This window comes from Streptomyces sp. NPDC055239, from assembly GCF_053606205.1.
Map to the genome: position 1 here is coordinate 326,728 of NZ_JBSGRD010000007.1, position 16,711 is coordinate 343,438.

Here is a 16,711-nt window from a genome sequence, read left to right on the forward strand (position 1 = left end):
CGCGAGCCGCGCTTCCGTGAGCGGTTTCTGTGAAAACTTCTGAATCTGTACGAACTTCTTCTTCTGCGAGAAATCGCGGGATCGGCACATGCCTCCGGGCGCCAGACTGCGCCCGGCCCGAGTCGTCCGCATTCTCAGACATTCTCAGCCATCGTGCTTCTCTTTGATTTCTTTGCTTCTTTTTGCTTCTCTTTTGATTTTCACTGACCGGAGGTCGTCACACCTATGCCGGATCAACGTCATGCCTCGACACTCCCGCAGTTGCTCGAGCGTGCGGCTCAGGACACATCGCGAGGCATTACTTTCATCGGGGGCTCGTTCCTCTCGTACGCCGAGTTGCGCGAATGCGCCTGCCGGATCGCGCAAGGGCTGCACAACTACGGCACTTCCCCGGGCGAGCGGGTGCTGATCTCCGCCCATGATCCCGAGAACTTCTTCCGCGCCTTCTGGGGGTGCGTCCTGGCCGGTGTCGTGCCCTGCCCGGTCGCGCCACCCGCCGACCCTTCCCGGTGGCGTGCGCAGCTCCAGCACCTGCGCACGCTCTTGGGCGACCCCCTGGTCATCGTCTCCAAGGAGTCCCACGGCGACCTGCCCGATGTCGGCCTGCGGACCGTGACGGTCGAGGAGTTGAGTCATGCATCGGCCGAGCACGATCAGCTCCCTGTCGCCGCCCCGGACGATCTCGCCGTACTGATGCTCACCTCCGGGTCCACCGGATCGAGCAAGGCGGTCAGGCTCACCCACGCCAACCTCCTCGCGGCGCAGGCAGGGAAAGCGGGGGCCCTGGACCTGGGGCCCGAGGACACCTCGCTGAACTGGATATCGGCCGACCACATAGCCGCCGTCGAGGCGAACCTGCTGCCGATGTTCAACGGCGCCGATCAGGTCATGGCGACCCCGGCCACGGTGCTCGCGGACCCCGTGGAGTTCCTCAGGCTGCTCGCGGCCCACCGGGTGAGGGTGACGTTCACGCCCAACTTCCTGTTCGGGCAGATCAATCAGGCTCTCGCCCAACGTCCCGTACCGCAGGGCGAGTTGGATCTCTCGCAGGTGCGGCACATCATCTCCGGCGGCGAGGCCACCGTGACCGGGACCGTACGGGCGTTCCTGGATGCTCTCTCCGGTCACGGACTGCGCCGAGATGTGATCGTGCCCGCGTTCGGAATGACCGAGACGTGCGCGGGCAGCGTGTTCAACCGTGAATTCGCCACCCGTGACCTGGAAACGGAGTTCCCTCCGCTGGGCCGTCCCGTACGGGGGCTGCACATCCGCATCGTGGACGGCAACGGCACGGTGCTTGCCTCCACCGACCGGCCCACGACGGGCGAGTCCGGTGAGGTGCAGTTGCGCGGCACGATGGTCACCGACGGGTACTTCGGCAATGACGAGGCCACCGCGCAGGCGTTCACCCCCGACGGCTGGTTCCGCACCGGCGACTTGGGATGTCTCGACTCCGAGGGCCGGTTGATGCTGGTCGGCCGGACCAAGGACTCCGTCATCGTCAACGGCGTCAACTACTACAGCCACGACCTGGAAGCGGTCCTCGACGAGTTGGACGGGGTGAAGCGGGGGCAGGTCGCCGCCTTCCCGGTCCGACCCGACGGCGCCGACTCCGAACAGCTAGCCGTCGCGTTCGTCCCCGCGGGCGACCCGGCCGACGACTCCGCCGTGTACCGGGCCCTCGTGGCGATCCGCAGCTCCACGGTGATGCACTGGGGGTTCCGGCCGCAGCTGATCCTCCCCGTAGCCGAGGCGGAGATCCCTCGCGGGAACCTCGGCAAGATCCAGCGATCGCGGCTGCGCGCGGCCGCCGAGAACGGCGACCTGGAGAGGGCCGTCCGCCGTTCGGACGAGGTGAGCACCCGCTTCCTCGGCGAGTACGTGGCTCCGGAGGGCGAAGTCCAGATCGCTCTGGCCGACATCTACGCGCGCGTACTGAACACCGAGAAAGTACCGACGACCGCCAGCTTCTTCGATCTGGGCGGCACCTCGCTGGACGTGCTGCGGCTCAAACTGGAGATACAGACCGAGTTCGGCATCGACGACGTACCGATGTCCACGCTCCTCCAGGCCCCGAGCGTGCGTGCGCTGGCCGGCCGCCTGACCGCCGCACGGAGCGCCGACGGGGACTTTGCCTACGACCCGCTCGTGCCGCTCCAGGTCACCGGGGACGGGACGCCGTTGTTCTGCGTCCATCCCGGCCTGGGGGAGGTGCTCGTGTTCGTCAATCTCGCCAAGTACTTCACCGGCGAGCGGCCCTTCTACGCGCTGCGGGCACGCGGCTTCGGGCAGGGCGAGAGCCACTTCGAGTCGTTCGACGACATGGTCACCACCTATGTGGAGGCGATCCGGCGGACCCAGCCCAGCGGCCCGTACGCCGTGGCGGGGTACTCCTACGGCGGTGCGGTCGCCTTCGAGATCGCCAAACGCCTCGAGGCGGACGGCGACGAGGTCAAGTTCGTGGGCGTCTTCAACCTGCCGCCGAGCATCTCCGGGCGCATGAACGAGATCACCTTCACCGACGGCGCGATCAACCTGGCGCTGTTCCTGGAGTTGATCGCCGCCGCGGACGTCGAAGGGCTCACCGCCACCCTGCGCCCCTTGCCCGAAGCCGACCAACTGGCCCATCTGGTCGACCACGCCCCGAAGCGCCGCCTCATCGAACTGGACCTCACCGTCGAGCAGTTCACCACCTGGGTGCACCTGGCGCAGAGCATGGTGCATCTGGGCCGCACCTACGAACCCTCGGGGTCGGTCGACGACGTACGCGTCTTCTACTGCACTCCGCTCAAGGGCACCAAGCAGGAGTGGCTGGACAACCAGCTGCGTCACTGGGACGACTTCACCCGGAGTCCCAACCGGTACGTCGAAGTCGACGGCGAGCACTACACCCTCATGAGCCCGCAGCACGTACAGAACTTCCAGGCAACTCTGCGGCACGAACTCACCCGAGCGCTCGGCTAAGGACGGACACAGGAATGCAAGGCAAGAAGATTCTCGTCACGGGTGGGACAGGGCAGGTCGCGATGCCCGTGGCCGAAGCGCTCGCCCAGGACAACGAGGTGTGGTGTCTGGGCCGGTTCGGTGACCCGGCCGCCCGCAAGGCCATCGAGGAAATGGGCGCACACACCTTCACCTGGGACATGGCCACCGACGAACTGACAGACCTGCCGGGCGACTTCACCCACGTACTGCACTCGGCGGTGCACAGGGGCGACGGCCAGGACTTCGCGGAGACCGCGCGGATCAACGCAGCGGGCACCGCACGGCTGATGACGCACTGTGCCACCGCGGAGGCGTTCTTGTACGTGTCGTCAGGGGTGGTCTACAACCGGGCCGACAGCACCCATCGGTACCGCGAGAGCGACGCCGTGGGCGGGGCGGTGCCGTGGCTGCCGACGTACCCGGTCGGCAAGCTCGCCGCCGAAGGGGTGGCCCGGGGGCTGGCCGAGGCGCTCGGTCTGCCGACGGTGATAGCCCGGCTCAACATCGCCTACGGACCGTACGGCCACGGCGGCGTACCCATGATCCTTTTCAAGCAGATGCGCAAGGGGCAGCCGTGCGCGGTACCCCGGCAGGGGCAGAACTACTGCAACCTGCTGCACACCGACGACCTCGTGCGGCAGGTGCCGCTGCTGTGGGGCGCGGCGGGGACGCCCGCGCGGGTGGTCAACTGGGGCGGTGACGAGGAGGTCGGCATGACCGACCTCCTGGAGTACATGTCCGAGCTCACCGGTGTTCCGGTAAAGCTGGACCGCAGCGACTACAGCCGAGAGACGGCGATCTTCGACCACGACGTGCGGCGGGGCCTGATCGGCGACTGCTCCGTCAACTGGCGGACCGGCATCGCCCGCACCTTGTCCGAGCTGTTCGAGGAGTACCGCGACCGCATCGACGCGTACGTGGACGCACACGCCGACGAGCACGCGGCGGAGCGAGGAGTGGAGCACTAGCATGCGCAGGCCCACAGACGCAGAGGCGCTGCAGCGGATGCTGAGCGCCGCCCTCGGTTCCCGTGAACCGGTGGGCTCCCTGGCCCGACTCGGCCGCGACGAAAACGCGTTCACCGCGCTGGATCCTGCGGTGCTTCAGCGCCCCACCCTGGTCGGTGGCGGCGCCCTGTACAACCCGACGAGCCCCGCTCCCACCGCCCGCTCGGTCGATGATCTCGTGCGCCGTGCGGAGACGCTGGACGTACCCCAGATCCTCGTGCCCAACGTCCGCCGCAGCGACGACTCCCGCGCGCTGCGGGCAGCAGGCTTCGTGCCCCTGGCCGCCGGAGCCGAGAGCGTCGTCCGCCTGACGGGGGACGTGGACGAAATCCTGCGTGCCCGAGTCGGTGGCGGTCGGCAACGCGCCTTGCGCCGCTGTCACGACACGGCTTCCCGTGAACTCACCTGGGAGCGGATCCGCTTGAGCGGGCTCGCCGGGGCGCCTTGGGCGCGAGACGCCTTCGTGGAACTCCACCGGCGCCGGGCGGAACGCCACGACGGCGGCCACAACCCTTACAGCGCCGAGGCCCTGGACGCACTGGCGGACGGTGAGCTGGCGGACCGTACGGAGATGCTCGTACGCCGCCGAGGGGACACGGCGGTCCAGGTCGCGCTCACCGTCAGGTCCCGCAACGGCCGAGGTCTCTACCACCTCACACAGGCCGTCGACCAGGACGATCCGGCAGCGGGCAGCGACCTCCACGCGGCGGCCCTGTACGGGCTCTACCTCGATGCCCGGCGCTCCGGCCTGCACTGGGTCCATCTCGGCCCGGGGGAGACCGACGGCAAGCGCAGGATCGGAGCCGACCTGTTCGTCCCCCTCGACCACTGGCTGCGCGCCGAAGGCGTCACGGGTCTGGCCCCGGAGGAAGCGGAGGCAGAGCAGGGACTCTCGCGTTTCGCGGCTCCGCCCGTCACGACCGTGCCGGTCCCGGGCCCGGCACGCTCCCGCCACCAGCCTCGGTTCGACACCATCGACCTGTCGAGCAACACCAACCCGTTTCTGGGCGCCGGGGGCCACTACCCCCATCTCGACACGACCGAGCTCGCCGAGACGTACCTGGACACGATCTCGAAGCTGCCAGGACACGAGGGCACCGGCGCACTGACAGCGGATCATCTGCTGTTCAGCAGTGGGTCGGTCGACGGCATCATGCTTCTCCTGGCGGCGCTGGCCTCGCCCGGTGAGAGCGTGTGCGTCACACCGCCCACCTTCCCGCTCTACGCCCACTTCGCCCGCCTGCTGCGCCTGCCTCTTGTCGAGGTGCCCCTGCGCGGCGACGACCTGTCCGAGCTAGACACCGAGCGGATCCTGGCGGCCGATCCACGGGTGACCATCCTGTGCGACCCGAACAACCCCGTGGGGACCAGGCTCGATCCGGCGCGGGTGCGGGCCCTTGTCACCGGTACGCGAGGTCTCGTCGTGATCGACGAGGCGTACGTCGAGTTCAGCGAGAAACCCTCGTACGCCGGTCTTGTCGCCGAGCACGACAACCTCATCGTGCTCAGAACCCTCTCGAAGGCGTGGGGCCTCGCCGGCGCCCGTTGCGGGATCGCCCTGGCACAGCCCGGCATCATCGAAGCACTGCGGCGGATGCAGGTGCCCTTCGGGTTCACCGACGCGTCGCAGAGCGCCGTGCGGGACCGGCTGACCAACGCGCGGAGAGTCACCGCCAGCATCCGGCACATCCGGTCCGAGCGTGACCGGATGGCGCGGATTCTGGCCGATCACCCCGCGGTGGAGCGGGTGTTCCCCTCGGAGGCCAACTTCCTGCTCGTCCGGCTCCACAAGCACGAGCGCGTCATGGAGCAGCTGCACGACGCGGGGATCATGGTCGCCGACGTCGGCTTCCTGATCCCCGCCACCTGCCGCATCTCCATCGGGAATCGGCGTGCGAACGATGCGCTGCTCGATGCGCTCTCTGCGGCGCTGTAAGTCAGGAACCGATGATGTCGTCGAGATGAAGAGGCTCGTTCGCTCCGTTCTTCATCTCGACCACCAGGAACGACAGAACTTCGTCGCCGATATTCTTCAAGTCATGGAGGTGGTAGCGCTCGGCGGCGAAACTGAAATGCTGGTTCTGTCCGCGGACGTACGAGATCTCCCGGCTGCTTCCGTCACTCGCGTGCTGGCGGGCTTTGCCGTCGGTGAGAGCTATCCAGGAATAGTCAAGTACGTGCCGGTGAACCGGAATGCGCTCCCCCGGCTGGAGATGGGTTTCCCAGATGCGCAGCGAATCGGACTCTTTCACCAGTGACTGACCGATACGGCCATTGTGGGTGTTGTTCTCGAATTCCTTGTGCAGCGGGGGGCTCCAGCGATCAAACGCTTCTGCGACGACCGTGCTGGTCAGAGAAGTGGTGGAGGGCGAATCGTGGCTCACGGAGCGGATCCTTTCGGTCACTGGTGTGCGTCGCTGGCACTGTAACTGAAATGTGCGTGAGTCAAGTAGCTTTGCCCGTACGGCAATTGACCCGATGAGGAGGATGAAGGCCTGTGATCGTACTCGGTTACAACGGATTCACCAGGGGTGCGGAGCTTTTCGGACGTCTCTACGGGGCGACCGGCGTCGGTCGTAATCTCCTTGTGGGGCATGATGCCGCAGCGGCTCTGACCATTGACGGCGAGGTGGTCGCCGCCGTCGAGGAGGAACAGCTGAGCCGGGTCAAGAAGACCTCAGACTTCCCGGCGAACGCGATCAAATGGTGCCTCGACTCCGCCGGTGTCGAACTCGACCAGGTCGACGTCTTCGCATTCCCCTGGCGCTTTTCGCCGACCGTGGCCGAGGAGATGATTGCGCGGATATGCGATGCCGAGATGCCGGTCGCGGCGAAGTTCGACGCCCTGCGGCGCACGGGTGAGCTCTACACCGACATGCTCAGCCGCGAAGCGGTGTACGGCGACTTCGTCCAGCGCACCGGCCACGCCCTTGACCCCAACAAGCTTGTCCTGGTGCCCCATCACCTGGCCCATCTCATGTGCGGCGCATATCTGGCCGGGGGCGGTGACGCGGCCTTCCTGGTGAGTGACGGCCGAGCCGAGACCCTCTCCTCCGTCATGGGCGAGTTGCGTGACGGCGTGGTGCGCCTCTTCGACGAGAGCACCGTCGGCATGGCCGACTCGCTCGGCGTGGCCTACGGAAGGATCACCCGCTATCTGGGGTTCGTCCCCAACAACGACGAGTACAAGGTGATGGGCCTCGCCGCCTACGGCCCGCCGCCGCAGCACAACCCCCTGCTCGAACGCGTGGTGCGCCTGCACGAGAACGGCTCGTACACCCTGTCCATCCCCAGCGACATCGGCGCCTACTACGCGCTGTTCGACGATCTGTTCGGTGGCGACAGCGAGAAGCGCGAGGAGTTCGACTTCCGGGTCAAGGTGGCCGGTCTCGCCCAGCACATGGTCGAGGCCGTCACCGCTCATCAGCTGCGGGCGCTGACCGCCGCCTCAAGCCTGGACAACCTGCTCTTCGAGGGCGGCCTTGCCCTCAACTGCGTCGCCAACACGAAGATGCTGGAGCGCTCGTCGTTCACCGGCATGGAGGTCAGCTTCGGGGCCAGCGACCCGGGTGTCGCCATCGGCGCGGCCGTGTACACCGCCGGACTCAGGAACCGGCCCGCCGACACGGTCACCACGCCCTACCTCGGACCCTCGTACGACGAGCGGCAGATCCTCGACACGCTGGGGGAGTACGCGGACCGCGTCGAGTGGCAGGAGGAGCCCGACACCGCTTCGGTCGCCGACAGGACGGCGGAACTGCTGGCCGAGAAGAACGTGGTGGGCTGGTTCCAGGGCCGCGCCGAATTCGGACCGCGCGCCCTGGGCAACCGCAGCATCCTTGCCAACCCGGCCTTCCCCGACATCAAGGACATCATCAACATCCGCGTCAAACACCGGGAGCCCTTCCGCCCGTTCGCGCCGGTCGTGCTCGAATCCGAGGCTCCCCGCGTCTTCGAGATGGGCAAGAAGACCTCGTCCCCGTACATGACGTTCGTCTTCCCGGTGCGCAAGGAGTACCAGGAGCGGATCCCCGGCGCCTGTCACGTGGACGGCACGGCACGGGTCCAGACGGTCGACGAGCGGCAGAACCCCGCGCTCGCGCGGTTGTTGCGTGCCTTCACGGCGCGGACGGACGTCCCCTGTCTCCTCAACACCTCCTTCAACGTGGCGGGCGAACCCATCGTCTGCTCGCCGCGTGACGCCCTGGAGTGCTTCCTCGCCACCGAGATCGACTACCTGGTCATCGACCGGTTCGTGGTCACCAAGAAGGGCCGCTGAGTGAGGGGAGGTATCAGTTCCGGACAGAAAGAACCACGGAAACGAAGGACGTGTACAACCCTTGTGCCCCATCCGGTGTCGAACAGGGCGCCGGACAAGGAACGGGCCCTTTCCGGACACCCTCGCGCTTGCCCGGCCACCTTCCTTCACAGGAGCCGCTCGTGCGCAAGAACCGTTCGGCCGCTCTCACCGCGGCCTCATTTCTCCTCCTGACCGGGGCGGGCATCGCCGCCGCCCCCTCCGCTGTCGCCGGCACCCCTGGGGGTACGCACGCCGACGACCGCAACAGCGACTTCAACGGCGACGGATATGAGGATGTGCTGGTCGGAGCCCCCGGGGCGACGGTCAGCGGCCAGAAAGGCGCCGGTCTCGTCACGGCCCAGTACGGTTCATCCAGAGGCATAGGCACCACCTCTGTCGACAGGTTCAGCCAGTCGACGGCGGGCGTCGCGGGCGCCGCCGAGGCCGGTGACGGCTTCGGAACGGCTGTCGCCACCGGCGACCTGGACGGCGACGGCTTCGACGACGCGATCGTCGGCATCCCCGGCGAGGACATCGGCGACACGGCGGACGCCGGTGGCGTCGCGATCCTGTGGGGCTCCAAGCAGGGCCTCAGCGGCGCCAACAGCGACTGGCTGGAAACCCAGGAGCCCACCAAGGGCGAGAAGTTCGGCCTGAGTCTCGCCGCCGCGCACTTCACCGGTGAGACGCCGGGCGACGTCCTCGCCGTACTGGACCGGGACGATCTGGAACTCTTCGCGTACGACGCCGCACCGCAGGCAGACGGACAGGCACCGCTGCGGCGGCAGGCGACCGAGCGTCTCGACGCGGCGGCCGACGGACGCGACATCGTGCCGAAGTCGCTCACCACCGGCGACTACGACGACAACGGATTCGCCGATCTCGTCGTGTCAGGCGTGACCGTGGGGGACGAGCCGGGGCACGGCTGGTCCGCGTACTTCTCGGGGAACGCCGACGGCCTCGCGTACGAGCACGACCTGCGCGGCGGCCCCGTCGCGGCATCGGGCGACATCGACAACGACGGCTACGACGACCTGGTGACCGGCGAGCCCAACTCCCCCGACGACGGGGGCGAGACGCAGACCGGCGGCCTGGTGGGCGTCCGCTACGGCGACCCGGACGGCCTCAAGGACGAGGCCAAGTGGTGGACGCAGGACAGTGCGGGCGTCCCCGGCACCGCCGAGCGCGGTGACGGCTGGGGCGCCGATCTCTCCGTGGCGGACACGAACGGCGACGGCTACGCGGACGTCGCCATAGGGGCGCCCGGCGAGGACATCGGGACGGTCGCTGACGCCGGAGCCGTCTGGGTGCTGCGCGGCGCGGGCACCGGCCTCACGGCGACCGGCGCCAAGTCCTGGGACCAGGACTCCGCGGACATTCCCGGTGTGCCCGAGAAGGGCGACAAGTGGGGTGCCCAGGTACGCCTGACGGACCCGAACCGCGACGGCCGCTTCGGTCTCCTGGCCGCTGCGCCCGGCGAGAACGCCGGTGACGGAGTGGTGTGGGTCCTGTCCGCAGGGGCCGGCGGCATCACCGCGTCGGGGTCCTGGACGTACGGCGCGGAGTCGCTCGGCGCGCCGGGCAAGGCCGCGGCGTTCGGCGCGGCGATCGACGAGTAGGAACCGGCGGCCCCCGGCGGCCCTACCGGCAGGTCGTCCGAACGTGGTCGTGAGCTGCTTGCGGTTGTCTACATATGATCGCGGCGATGGGCTCACGACTGCGTTCGGAGGCTGAACAGGCATGACAGAGAGCCGAGTTGTCATCGTCACGGGCGGCGGAACGGGCATCGGCGCCGCCACGGCCCGGCAACTGAGTTCGGGCGGGCACCGCGTCGTCATCTCCGGTCGGCGCCCCGAGCCGCTGCGCCGGGTCGCCGATGAGACCGGGGCGCTGGCGCATCCCGCCGACGCGGGGGATCCCGCGGAGGTCGCCGGGCTCGTCGATGCGGCCATGGAAGCCTATGGCCGCATCGACGGGCTCGTGCTCAACGCCGGGGTCGGGCGCGGCGGAGCCGTCGGTGATCTCTCCGACGAGGACTGGGACACCGTCCTTCGCACCAACCTCACGGGTCCCTTCCAGCTGATGCGGGCCGCGCTTCCCCATCTCCTGGAGGCGCGCGGCTCGGTGGTCGCGGTCGCCTCGGTCGCCGCGCTGCGCAACGGCGTGGCCAACGCCGCGTACGCCACGTCCAAGGCGGCGCTCCTCCAGCTGTGCCGTTCCCTCGCCGTCGACTACGGCAAGGCCGGGCTCCGCGCCAACACCGTGTGCCCCAGCTGGGTGCGGACCGAGATGGCCGACCGGCGGATGACCCGGTTCGCCGATGAGGCCCAGCTGGGGGACGGCGGCGCCGACGCGGGGTACGAGGAAGCGACGCGGCTCGTTCCGGCGGGCCGGCCGGGAGAGCCGGAGGAGGTCGCCGAGGCGATCACCTGGCTGCTCTCGCCCGCCGCCTCCTTCGTCAACGGCGCGGTGCTCACCGTGGACGGCGGGGTGACGGCAGTGGACCCCGGAACGTCCGCGTTCACCTTCGGCATCGCACCGCGCGCCTGAGAGCCTGAGAGCCTGAAGGACAGGGTCGGGGAGACCCGGTGGGTCAGCCGAAGCGCTCCACGCGGAGCTGGGCGGGTGGGTACGGCGAGAAGGAGGTCGTGCCCACCGACCAGTAGCCGCCGTCCGTGCCGGGGATCGGGGCGATGGCCTCGGGCAGATAGGAGGAAGGCGCCTCCGGTCCGCGTTCACTGATCCAGGCCGTGCCGTCCCAGCGCAGGTAGTGGGCGCGCTTCTGGTCCCAGAAGTCCCAGCCGGCGATCCGGTCGGGCCGACCCGTGGCGTCGCCCTTGATGCCGCTCAGGAGGCCGACGGTGAAGGGGGACTGGACAGTGTTCCACTGGGTGCCGTCCCAGTGCTGCAGCACGACACCGGGTGGCTTGCCGGGCGGCCCGCCCACGCCGTACGCGTATCCGGTGAGCCAGATGTCGTCGTGCGCGACCGGGAGCAGGCCGGTCACCGAGGCGCGGATGCCGAGCGCGCGGGGCACCACCGTCCAGGCGCCGTCCCAGCGGGCGATGATGTCGCCGAAGACCCACACCTCACCGCCGGGGGTCACATGAACGCCGGACGGTGTGGGCGCGGCCTCGTCCGGCAGCGGTCGGCACCAGCGCCATGCCTTGGCGTTGCCGTGCATCAGTCCGGCGCGGTCACCGTGCCGGCCCGACACCCAGAAACGGCCGCCGGGAGCGGACGCGACTCCGGTCAGCCGGGTCCCCGGCTCGCCTCGGCCGGGGAAGTCGGTCTCGCGCCAGGTCGTGCCGTTCCAGGAGAGGAGCTGGTCCTGCCCCGCGGTGTTCGTGCCGATGGCCCAGGCCGCGCCGCCCGGAGAGGCGGCGACCGCACGCAGGCCACCGCTGTACGTCAGGTGGGAGAGGTCGGTCAGTGACCAGGCTGAGCCGTTCCAGCTGAGGGCGAGCGGGGTGCCGACGGTGCCTCCGTAGCGCCCCTGTTCGCCCACGGCCCAGGCGCGTCCGGGGCTCGCGGCGGCGACCGCGAGCAGCTGGGCGGCTTCCTGTCCGGCCGGGGCGGCGATCTGCTGCCAGGATGCGGCGGCAGCATCGGGCCGTGCGGTGGCGGCGCCGGCCAGGGGTACGGGCAGGGTCAACCCGGCGCCGGTGATGGCCAGTCCACGGACAAAGGCACGTCTTCGCATGGAGGGGAGCCCTTCTCTAGGTCCTGCTCGAAGTCCTTCTTGAGGTCTTTTCGGAGGCAACACCCTGAACCGGGTGAGGTGAGCCGTCAATGCACGCGGATGCGCGATTCGTGGCGGACGCCTCGTGAGCACGGCGGGCACCTGTACCGGATCACGGTGGTCTCGGATCAATTCGCGGGGCGGTCGATCCGGTAGAGGTAATGGGCGCGGTCGTCGAGGGGGTTGTCGGGTTCGAGCGACACTTCGGCGACCCGTCGCAGTCCCGCCTTCTCCAGGACGCGCCAGGACGCGGGATTGCCCACGTGTACGGGGACGAGCACCGCGGTGGCCTGGGGATGGTCGGCCCAGGTGGCCCGGACGATCGTCCGGATCATGCGTGTGCCGAGTCCTCGGCCGACGTGCAGAGGGTCCCCGATCAGGTAGTCGATGGTCATGGCGCCCTCGGGGATCTCCGCCTGACCGGCCAACTCATCCCCGTCCTCGGGGTAGTCGGCGAAGCGAGAGCGCTGAACGAGGCCGAACGGTACGCCGTCGAGCGACATGAGCAGGTCTTCCGACGGCTCTTCTCCGCGGGCCGCCGCGCCGAAGTCGCGTGCCACCGCTTCGGGTGAGGTCTCGTGGTTCCACCAGCGCGCGACGTGGGGCTGCTCCAGCCATCGCCGCAGCAGGGGGAAGTCGGCTTCGTCGAGTCGACGCCAGCTGATCATGGGGCACCTCGGGGGAGGGAAGACGGGGGAGTGGTACGGCGGCAGCCGCGTACATGGCCCATCTTGCCTCGCACTCAACTCCCGTACGTACCTTCTGAGTCAGCCCCCGTACGTGGCCTCGGACTCACCGAGCACCGCGGCGAAGTCCGTGGCGAGCCCAGCGGTGTCCGACACCTCCAGCATGGCTGCGGTGATCCGTACGGCGGTGGGCGTGGTGATGCGGAAGCGTGAGCCCGCGGCCACCCACCACCCCCGTGAGCGCAGCCCGTTGACCACGGCGGACTCGTCCCGTACCGGAACCCACACATTCATCCCGCTCGCGCCGTGCGCCGCGATCCCGCGCCGCGCGAGCTCCCCGATCAGGGCGTCGCGCCGCGCGGTGTACGCGCGTTCGGCCCGGCCGACAAGGGCTCGCGCCGCGGGATCGGTCATCGTGCGCTCGACGGTCTCCTGCAGTACGTGGCTGACCCACCCCGAAGTGAGCAGCATCCGCCCCTCGTGCCGGGCCAGCGTGGTGGCGTCGCACGCCAGCGCCGCCCACCGCAGGTCGACGCTCAGATGCTTGGAGACGGTCCGCACCTGGGCCCAGCGTTCGAGCCCGCCGACCGCCAGCGAGTACGAGGGCGCTCCCGCGATCTCCGCGTTGTGGTCGTCCTCGATGACAAGGACCTCCGGGAAGCCGCCGAGGACTTCGAGCAGAGCGTCCCGCCGCGCCTCCGAGAAGCAGCCGCCCATCGGGTTCTGCCCTCTCGGGCTGCACACCACGGCCCTGGCCCCGGCCCGTAGCGCGCCACTCAGGGCCTCCGGCCTGATTCCCTCATCGTCCACCGCCACCGGCACCATGCGTAGGCCCAACGCCGGTACCAGGTCCAGGAGATGGTGGAAACCCGGGTCCTCGACCGCCACCGCGTCGCCGGGCTTCAGTTCCGTGGAAAGCAGCCGCGCCATGCAGTCGAGCGCTCCGTGCGCGAAGGTCACCCGGCTGTCGGGCACCCCGTCCCGCGCGAACCACTCCCGGGCCAGCTCCTCGAGTTCCGCACGGCGCGGCGAACCCCGGTGCGAGCCGCTGACGGGGTCCACCCGATCGGGCGGGAGCAGCACCGGAAGCAGCGCCGGATCAGGATGCCCGCCCGCCAGATCGCGCACCCCCGGCGGCACCCTTGGCGGCCGGCGTGCGCCGATCGCCGGGGTCTGTGCCACCACCGTTCCGCCCCGTCCGCGCGTCACCACGATCCCGCGCCGGCGCAGCTCCTTGTAGGCAGTCGCCACCGTGCCCGCGCTGACCCCGAGCTCATCGGCGAGCCGCCGCACCGGAGGCAGCGCTTCGCCCGGCTCCAAGCCGCCCTCGGCCACGGCCTGTTCGACCGACGAGGTAATGCCCTTGGCGGTCGTACCGCTGATCGCATATTGTGCTGCCACGTAAACAAATATGTATCAGTACAAACATGGATGTCAAGTAGGTCAAGGGGGAGTGGTGAGCCTCAGCAGCAGGCGGGCCGCGCTGTACGGACGTATTCCAGGGGGCATCGACGGCCGCCGCATGCTCTGGATCGCACTGATCAACAAGGCGGGCACCGGTCTCTGGATGGGGGCGGCCGCCCTCTACTTCACCCTGGTCACCGGGCTCTCCGTCGCCGAGGTCGGCGTGCTCATGGGCGTCTCGGGGGCCGTCGGCATCGTGGGTGCGCCGCTCGCGGGCCACCTCGCCGACCGCTTCCCCGTCACCCGCGTCATCATCGGTTCCCAACTCCAGCAGGCCGTAGCTCTGTTGGCTCTCCTCACGACGGACAACTTCTCCCTGCTCCTGCTGTACTCGTCCGTCAACAGCCTCGCCGACCGCGGCGCCAATGTCCTCACCAAGCTGTACGCCGCCCGTATCGCGGGCCCGGAGCGCACCAGGTACCAAGCCGTGACGCGCTCCGTCTCCAACGCGGGTTGGGCCATCGGCGGCCTGTCCGGCGCACTCGCCCTCGCCGTCGGCACCACCCACGCCTACCAGGCCCTGCTCATCGGCAACGTGGTCAGCTTCCTCGCCGCCTCGGTCCTCACCCTGCGCTGTGCGGAACCGCCATCGCCCTCCCGGGTGGTCACCGACTCCACGGCCCCCGCGCTCCCCGTCCTGCCCTCCAGCCCTTGGCGCGACCGCCCCTACCTGCTGTTCACCGCCACCGAGGCGGCGCTCTTCCTCGACGACGCGGTGCTCCAGGTCGGCATGCCGCTGTGGATCGTCCACGCCACCGACGCCCCGCACGGCCTCGCGCCGCTGCTCATGGTCCTCAACTGCGTGCTCGTCGTCTGCTGCCAGGTCCCGCTGTCCCGCTTCGGAGGTACGCCGGACGGGGCCCGCGCGCTCCTCGTACCCCTGGCCGCCTGCTTCGTCGTCGGGTGCGCCGCCATGACGGCCTCGGTGGCCGGCGGCACCTGGCTGGCCGTCACCGCTCTGGCGGTCGCGGCGATCGCGTTCACCTTCGCGGAGATACTGCACGCCATCGCGTCCTGGGAACTCTCCATCGCGCTGGCCCCCGACGACGCCCAGGGCGCCTACCTCGGTGTGCACGGCCTGTCCTCGTCCGCCCAGCGCAGCGGGGGGCCGCTCCTGGTCACCGCCGTGATCGCCGCGGGGCCCCTTGCCTGGCCGCTGCTCGGCGCGGGCGTGATCGTGACGGTCGCGGCGCAGAGTCGTCTCGTACGCAAGCGGTTGCGGCCTGCGAAGACGTACCGCCCGCCACGGTTGCGTGGCGGGCGGTACGCGGGGAGGTATTGAGCCTCTGTGGCCTCTGTGGCCTCAGCGGCCGACGCGGATGCGGTGCGCCTGGTCCTGGCCCTCGGGCCCTGCGGCGGACTTGTCGACCACGAACGCCGTACCGCCCGTCACCTGGACGTGGTTGGGGTTGGCGCCGGTGGTCAGCGTCTCGACGACGGCGCCCTTGGCGGGGTCGACGACCGAGACGGTGCCGGGGGTCCGGTTGGCGACCAGGACGCTGCCCGAACGCCGGTCGGTGGCGACGGACAGGGCGCCCGCGCCGGTCGGCACGGACTTGGTGACGGTGCCCTTCTTGAGGTCGACGACCGAGAGGCCACCTGCGGCCTGGTCGGCGGTGTAGGCGGTGCGGCCGTCCTTGGAGAGCGCGATGGAGATCGGGCCGTCGCCGGTCGGGATGAGGCGGGGGCTCGCGCCCTTCGGGGCGATCTCGATGATCTGGTCGCCGTTGAGGTCGGCGGCGTAGGCGGCGCCGGTCCGCGCGTTCACGGCGAGGCCGGTCGGACTCGAACCCTCGACCGTGACGCGCTTCTTCTCCTTGAAGGTGCGGGTGTCGAAGGCGACGACGGTGCCGTCGCCGAAGCTGCTCGCCCACGCCGTGTTGTGCCTGGCGTCCACGACGATCTCGCGGGCGTGGTTCACGCCGGGCAGCGAGACGAGGTGCTTGCCGGTGCGCTGGTCGTAGACGGCGACGGAGTTGTCACGGGTGTTCGTCGTCCAGACGGTGTTGTGCTCGTCGTCGACGGCGATTCCGTAGACGGCCTCGACGGCGCCGGTCTCGGCATTGGTGACCGGAGGCGTGTAGCTGGCCTTCACCTTCAGCGTGCGCGGATCGACCTTCAGCAGGCTGGAGGCGGTGACGGGCGGGCGGCCCACCGCGGAGGTGGCCCACAGTACGTTGTTCCGCTCGGAGTACGCCGACTGGTAGAGCCCCTTCACGAGCGGCGCCGACTCGACGGTCGAGCCGGACGCTTTGCCGGAGGCCTGGCCGGGCTGCGCGGACGCCGTTCCGGTCAGGGCCAGCGCGCTGCCGGCGGCGAGGGCCACGGCGACTGCGGCGGTACGGCGGATGCGGCAGGTGAGTGAGGTCATGCTGCGTCAATCTCCTTGACTGAGGCGCCTCCAAGAGAGGCGATCACTCGATAACTTAGCTTAGCCTAACCTAAGTCACGCATCTCGAATCGTGTGGCGCCCGCCACACGCGACGCCAGGACCCCTAGGGGTAGGGGTGGTGCAAACACCCCTACC

At 69.4% G+C, this 16,711-nt stretch carries 12 protein-coding genes; 7 read left to right on the forward strand and 5 right to left on the reverse strand.

Annotated elements, in window-relative coordinates; genetic code table 11:
- Positions 1-225: 225 nt before the first annotated feature.
- The 3 genes from ACWFRJ_RS24025 to ACWFRJ_RS24035 are packed head-to-tail and all read left to right on the forward strand — an operon-like array spanning position 226 to position 5,928.
- Entirely contained in the window at positions 226-2,964 is a 2,739-nt protein-coding gene (locus tag ACWFRJ_RS24025) for an alpha/beta fold hydrolase (protein ID WP_453534398.1), read from the forward strand.
- A 14-nt stretch (positions 2,965-2,978) separates the two neighbouring features.
- Complete coding sequence (locus tag ACWFRJ_RS24030; RefSeq protein ID WP_453534401.1) at positions 2,979-3,953, forward strand: NAD-dependent epimerase/dehydratase family protein; 975 nt, start codon at positions 2,979-2,981, stop codon at positions 3,951-3,953.
- A gap of 1 nt (position 3,954) precedes the next feature.
- Positions 3,955-5,928 carry an aminotransferase class I/II-fold pyridoxal phosphate-dependent enzyme gene (locus tag ACWFRJ_RS24035; RefSeq protein WP_453534404.1) on the forward strand — a complete coding sequence of 658 codons (1,974 nt, stop codon included), beginning with the start codon at positions 3,955-3,957 and terminating at the stop codon, positions 5,926-5,928.
- A 1-nt stretch (position 5,929) separates the two neighbouring features.
- On the opposite strand, the gene ACWFRJ_RS24040 is transcribed toward ACWFRJ_RS24035, so the two are convergent.
- Entirely contained in the window at positions 5,930-6,376 is a 447-nt protein-coding gene (locus ACWFRJ_RS24040; RefSeq protein WP_453534407.1) for a hypothetical protein, read from the reverse strand.
- A 113-nt stretch (positions 6,377-6,489) separates the two neighbouring features.
- Here ACWFRJ_RS24040 and ACWFRJ_RS24045 point away from each other — a divergent pair, with 113 nt between their 5' ends.
- The 3 genes from ACWFRJ_RS24045 to ACWFRJ_RS24055 all read left to right on the forward strand — a co-directional run bounded on the left by ACWFRJ_RS24045 (position 6,490) and on the right by ACWFRJ_RS24055 (position 10,842).
- Complete coding sequence (locus tag ACWFRJ_RS24045) at positions 6,490-8,271, forward strand: carbamoyltransferase family protein (protein ID WP_453534410.1); 1,782 nt, start codon at positions 6,490-6,492, stop codon at positions 8,269-8,271.
- A 161-nt stretch (positions 8,272-8,432) separates the two neighbouring features.
- Positions 8,433-9,911 carry an esterase gene (locus tag ACWFRJ_RS24050; protein WP_453534413.1) on the forward strand — a complete coding sequence of 493 codons (1,479 nt, stop codon included), beginning with the start codon at positions 8,433-8,435 and terminating at the stop codon, positions 9,909-9,911.
- 121 nt (positions 9,912-10,032) lie between these two features.
- Positions 10,033-10,842, forward strand: a complete 810-nt coding sequence (locus ACWFRJ_RS24055; protein WP_453534416.1) for an SDR family NAD(P)-dependent oxidoreductase — start codon at positions 10,033-10,035, stop codon at positions 10,840-10,842.
- Between the two features lie 43 nt (positions 10,843-10,885).
- Here ACWFRJ_RS24055 and ACWFRJ_RS24060 read toward each other — a convergent pair whose 3' ends face one another.
- The 3 genes from ACWFRJ_RS24060 to ACWFRJ_RS24070 form a co-directional block, all read right to left on the reverse strand.
- Positions 10,886-11,995 carry a hypothetical protein gene (locus ACWFRJ_RS24060; RefSeq protein ID WP_453534419.1) on the reverse strand — a complete coding sequence of 370 codons (1,110 nt, stop codon included), beginning with the start codon at positions 11,993-11,995 and terminating at the stop codon, positions 10,886-10,888.
- A 167-nt stretch (positions 11,996-12,162) separates the two neighbouring features.
- The gene (locus ACWFRJ_RS24065) at positions 12,163-12,702 is read right to left on the reverse strand and encodes a GNAT family N-acetyltransferase (protein ID WP_453534422.1); all 540 of its coding nucleotides are present in this window, start codon (positions 12,700-12,702) and stop codon (positions 12,163-12,165) included.
- A gap of 99 nt (positions 12,703-12,801) precedes the next feature.
- The gene (locus tag ACWFRJ_RS24070; RefSeq protein ID WP_453534425.1) at positions 12,802-14,121 is read right to left on the reverse strand and encodes an aminotransferase class I/II-fold pyridoxal phosphate-dependent enzyme; all 1,320 of its coding nucleotides are present in this window, start codon (positions 14,119-14,121) and stop codon (positions 12,802-12,804) included.
- Between the two features lie 55 nt (positions 14,122-14,176).
- Between ACWFRJ_RS24070 and ACWFRJ_RS24075 the strand changes: the two genes are divergently transcribed.
- On the forward strand, positions 14,177-15,466 hold the full coding sequence (locus ACWFRJ_RS24075; protein ID WP_453534427.1) for an MFS transporter: 1,290 nt from the start codon (positions 14,177-14,179) through the stop codon (positions 15,464-15,466).
- Positions 15,467-15,487: 21 nt separating this feature from the next.
- On the opposite strand, the gene ACWFRJ_RS24080 is transcribed toward ACWFRJ_RS24075, so the two are convergent.
- Positions 15,488-16,555, reverse strand: a complete 1,068-nt coding sequence (locus ACWFRJ_RS24080; RefSeq protein ID WP_453534430.1) for a YncE family protein — start codon at positions 16,553-16,555, stop codon at positions 15,488-15,490.
- Between the last annotated feature and the right edge of the window lie 156 nt (positions 16,556-16,711).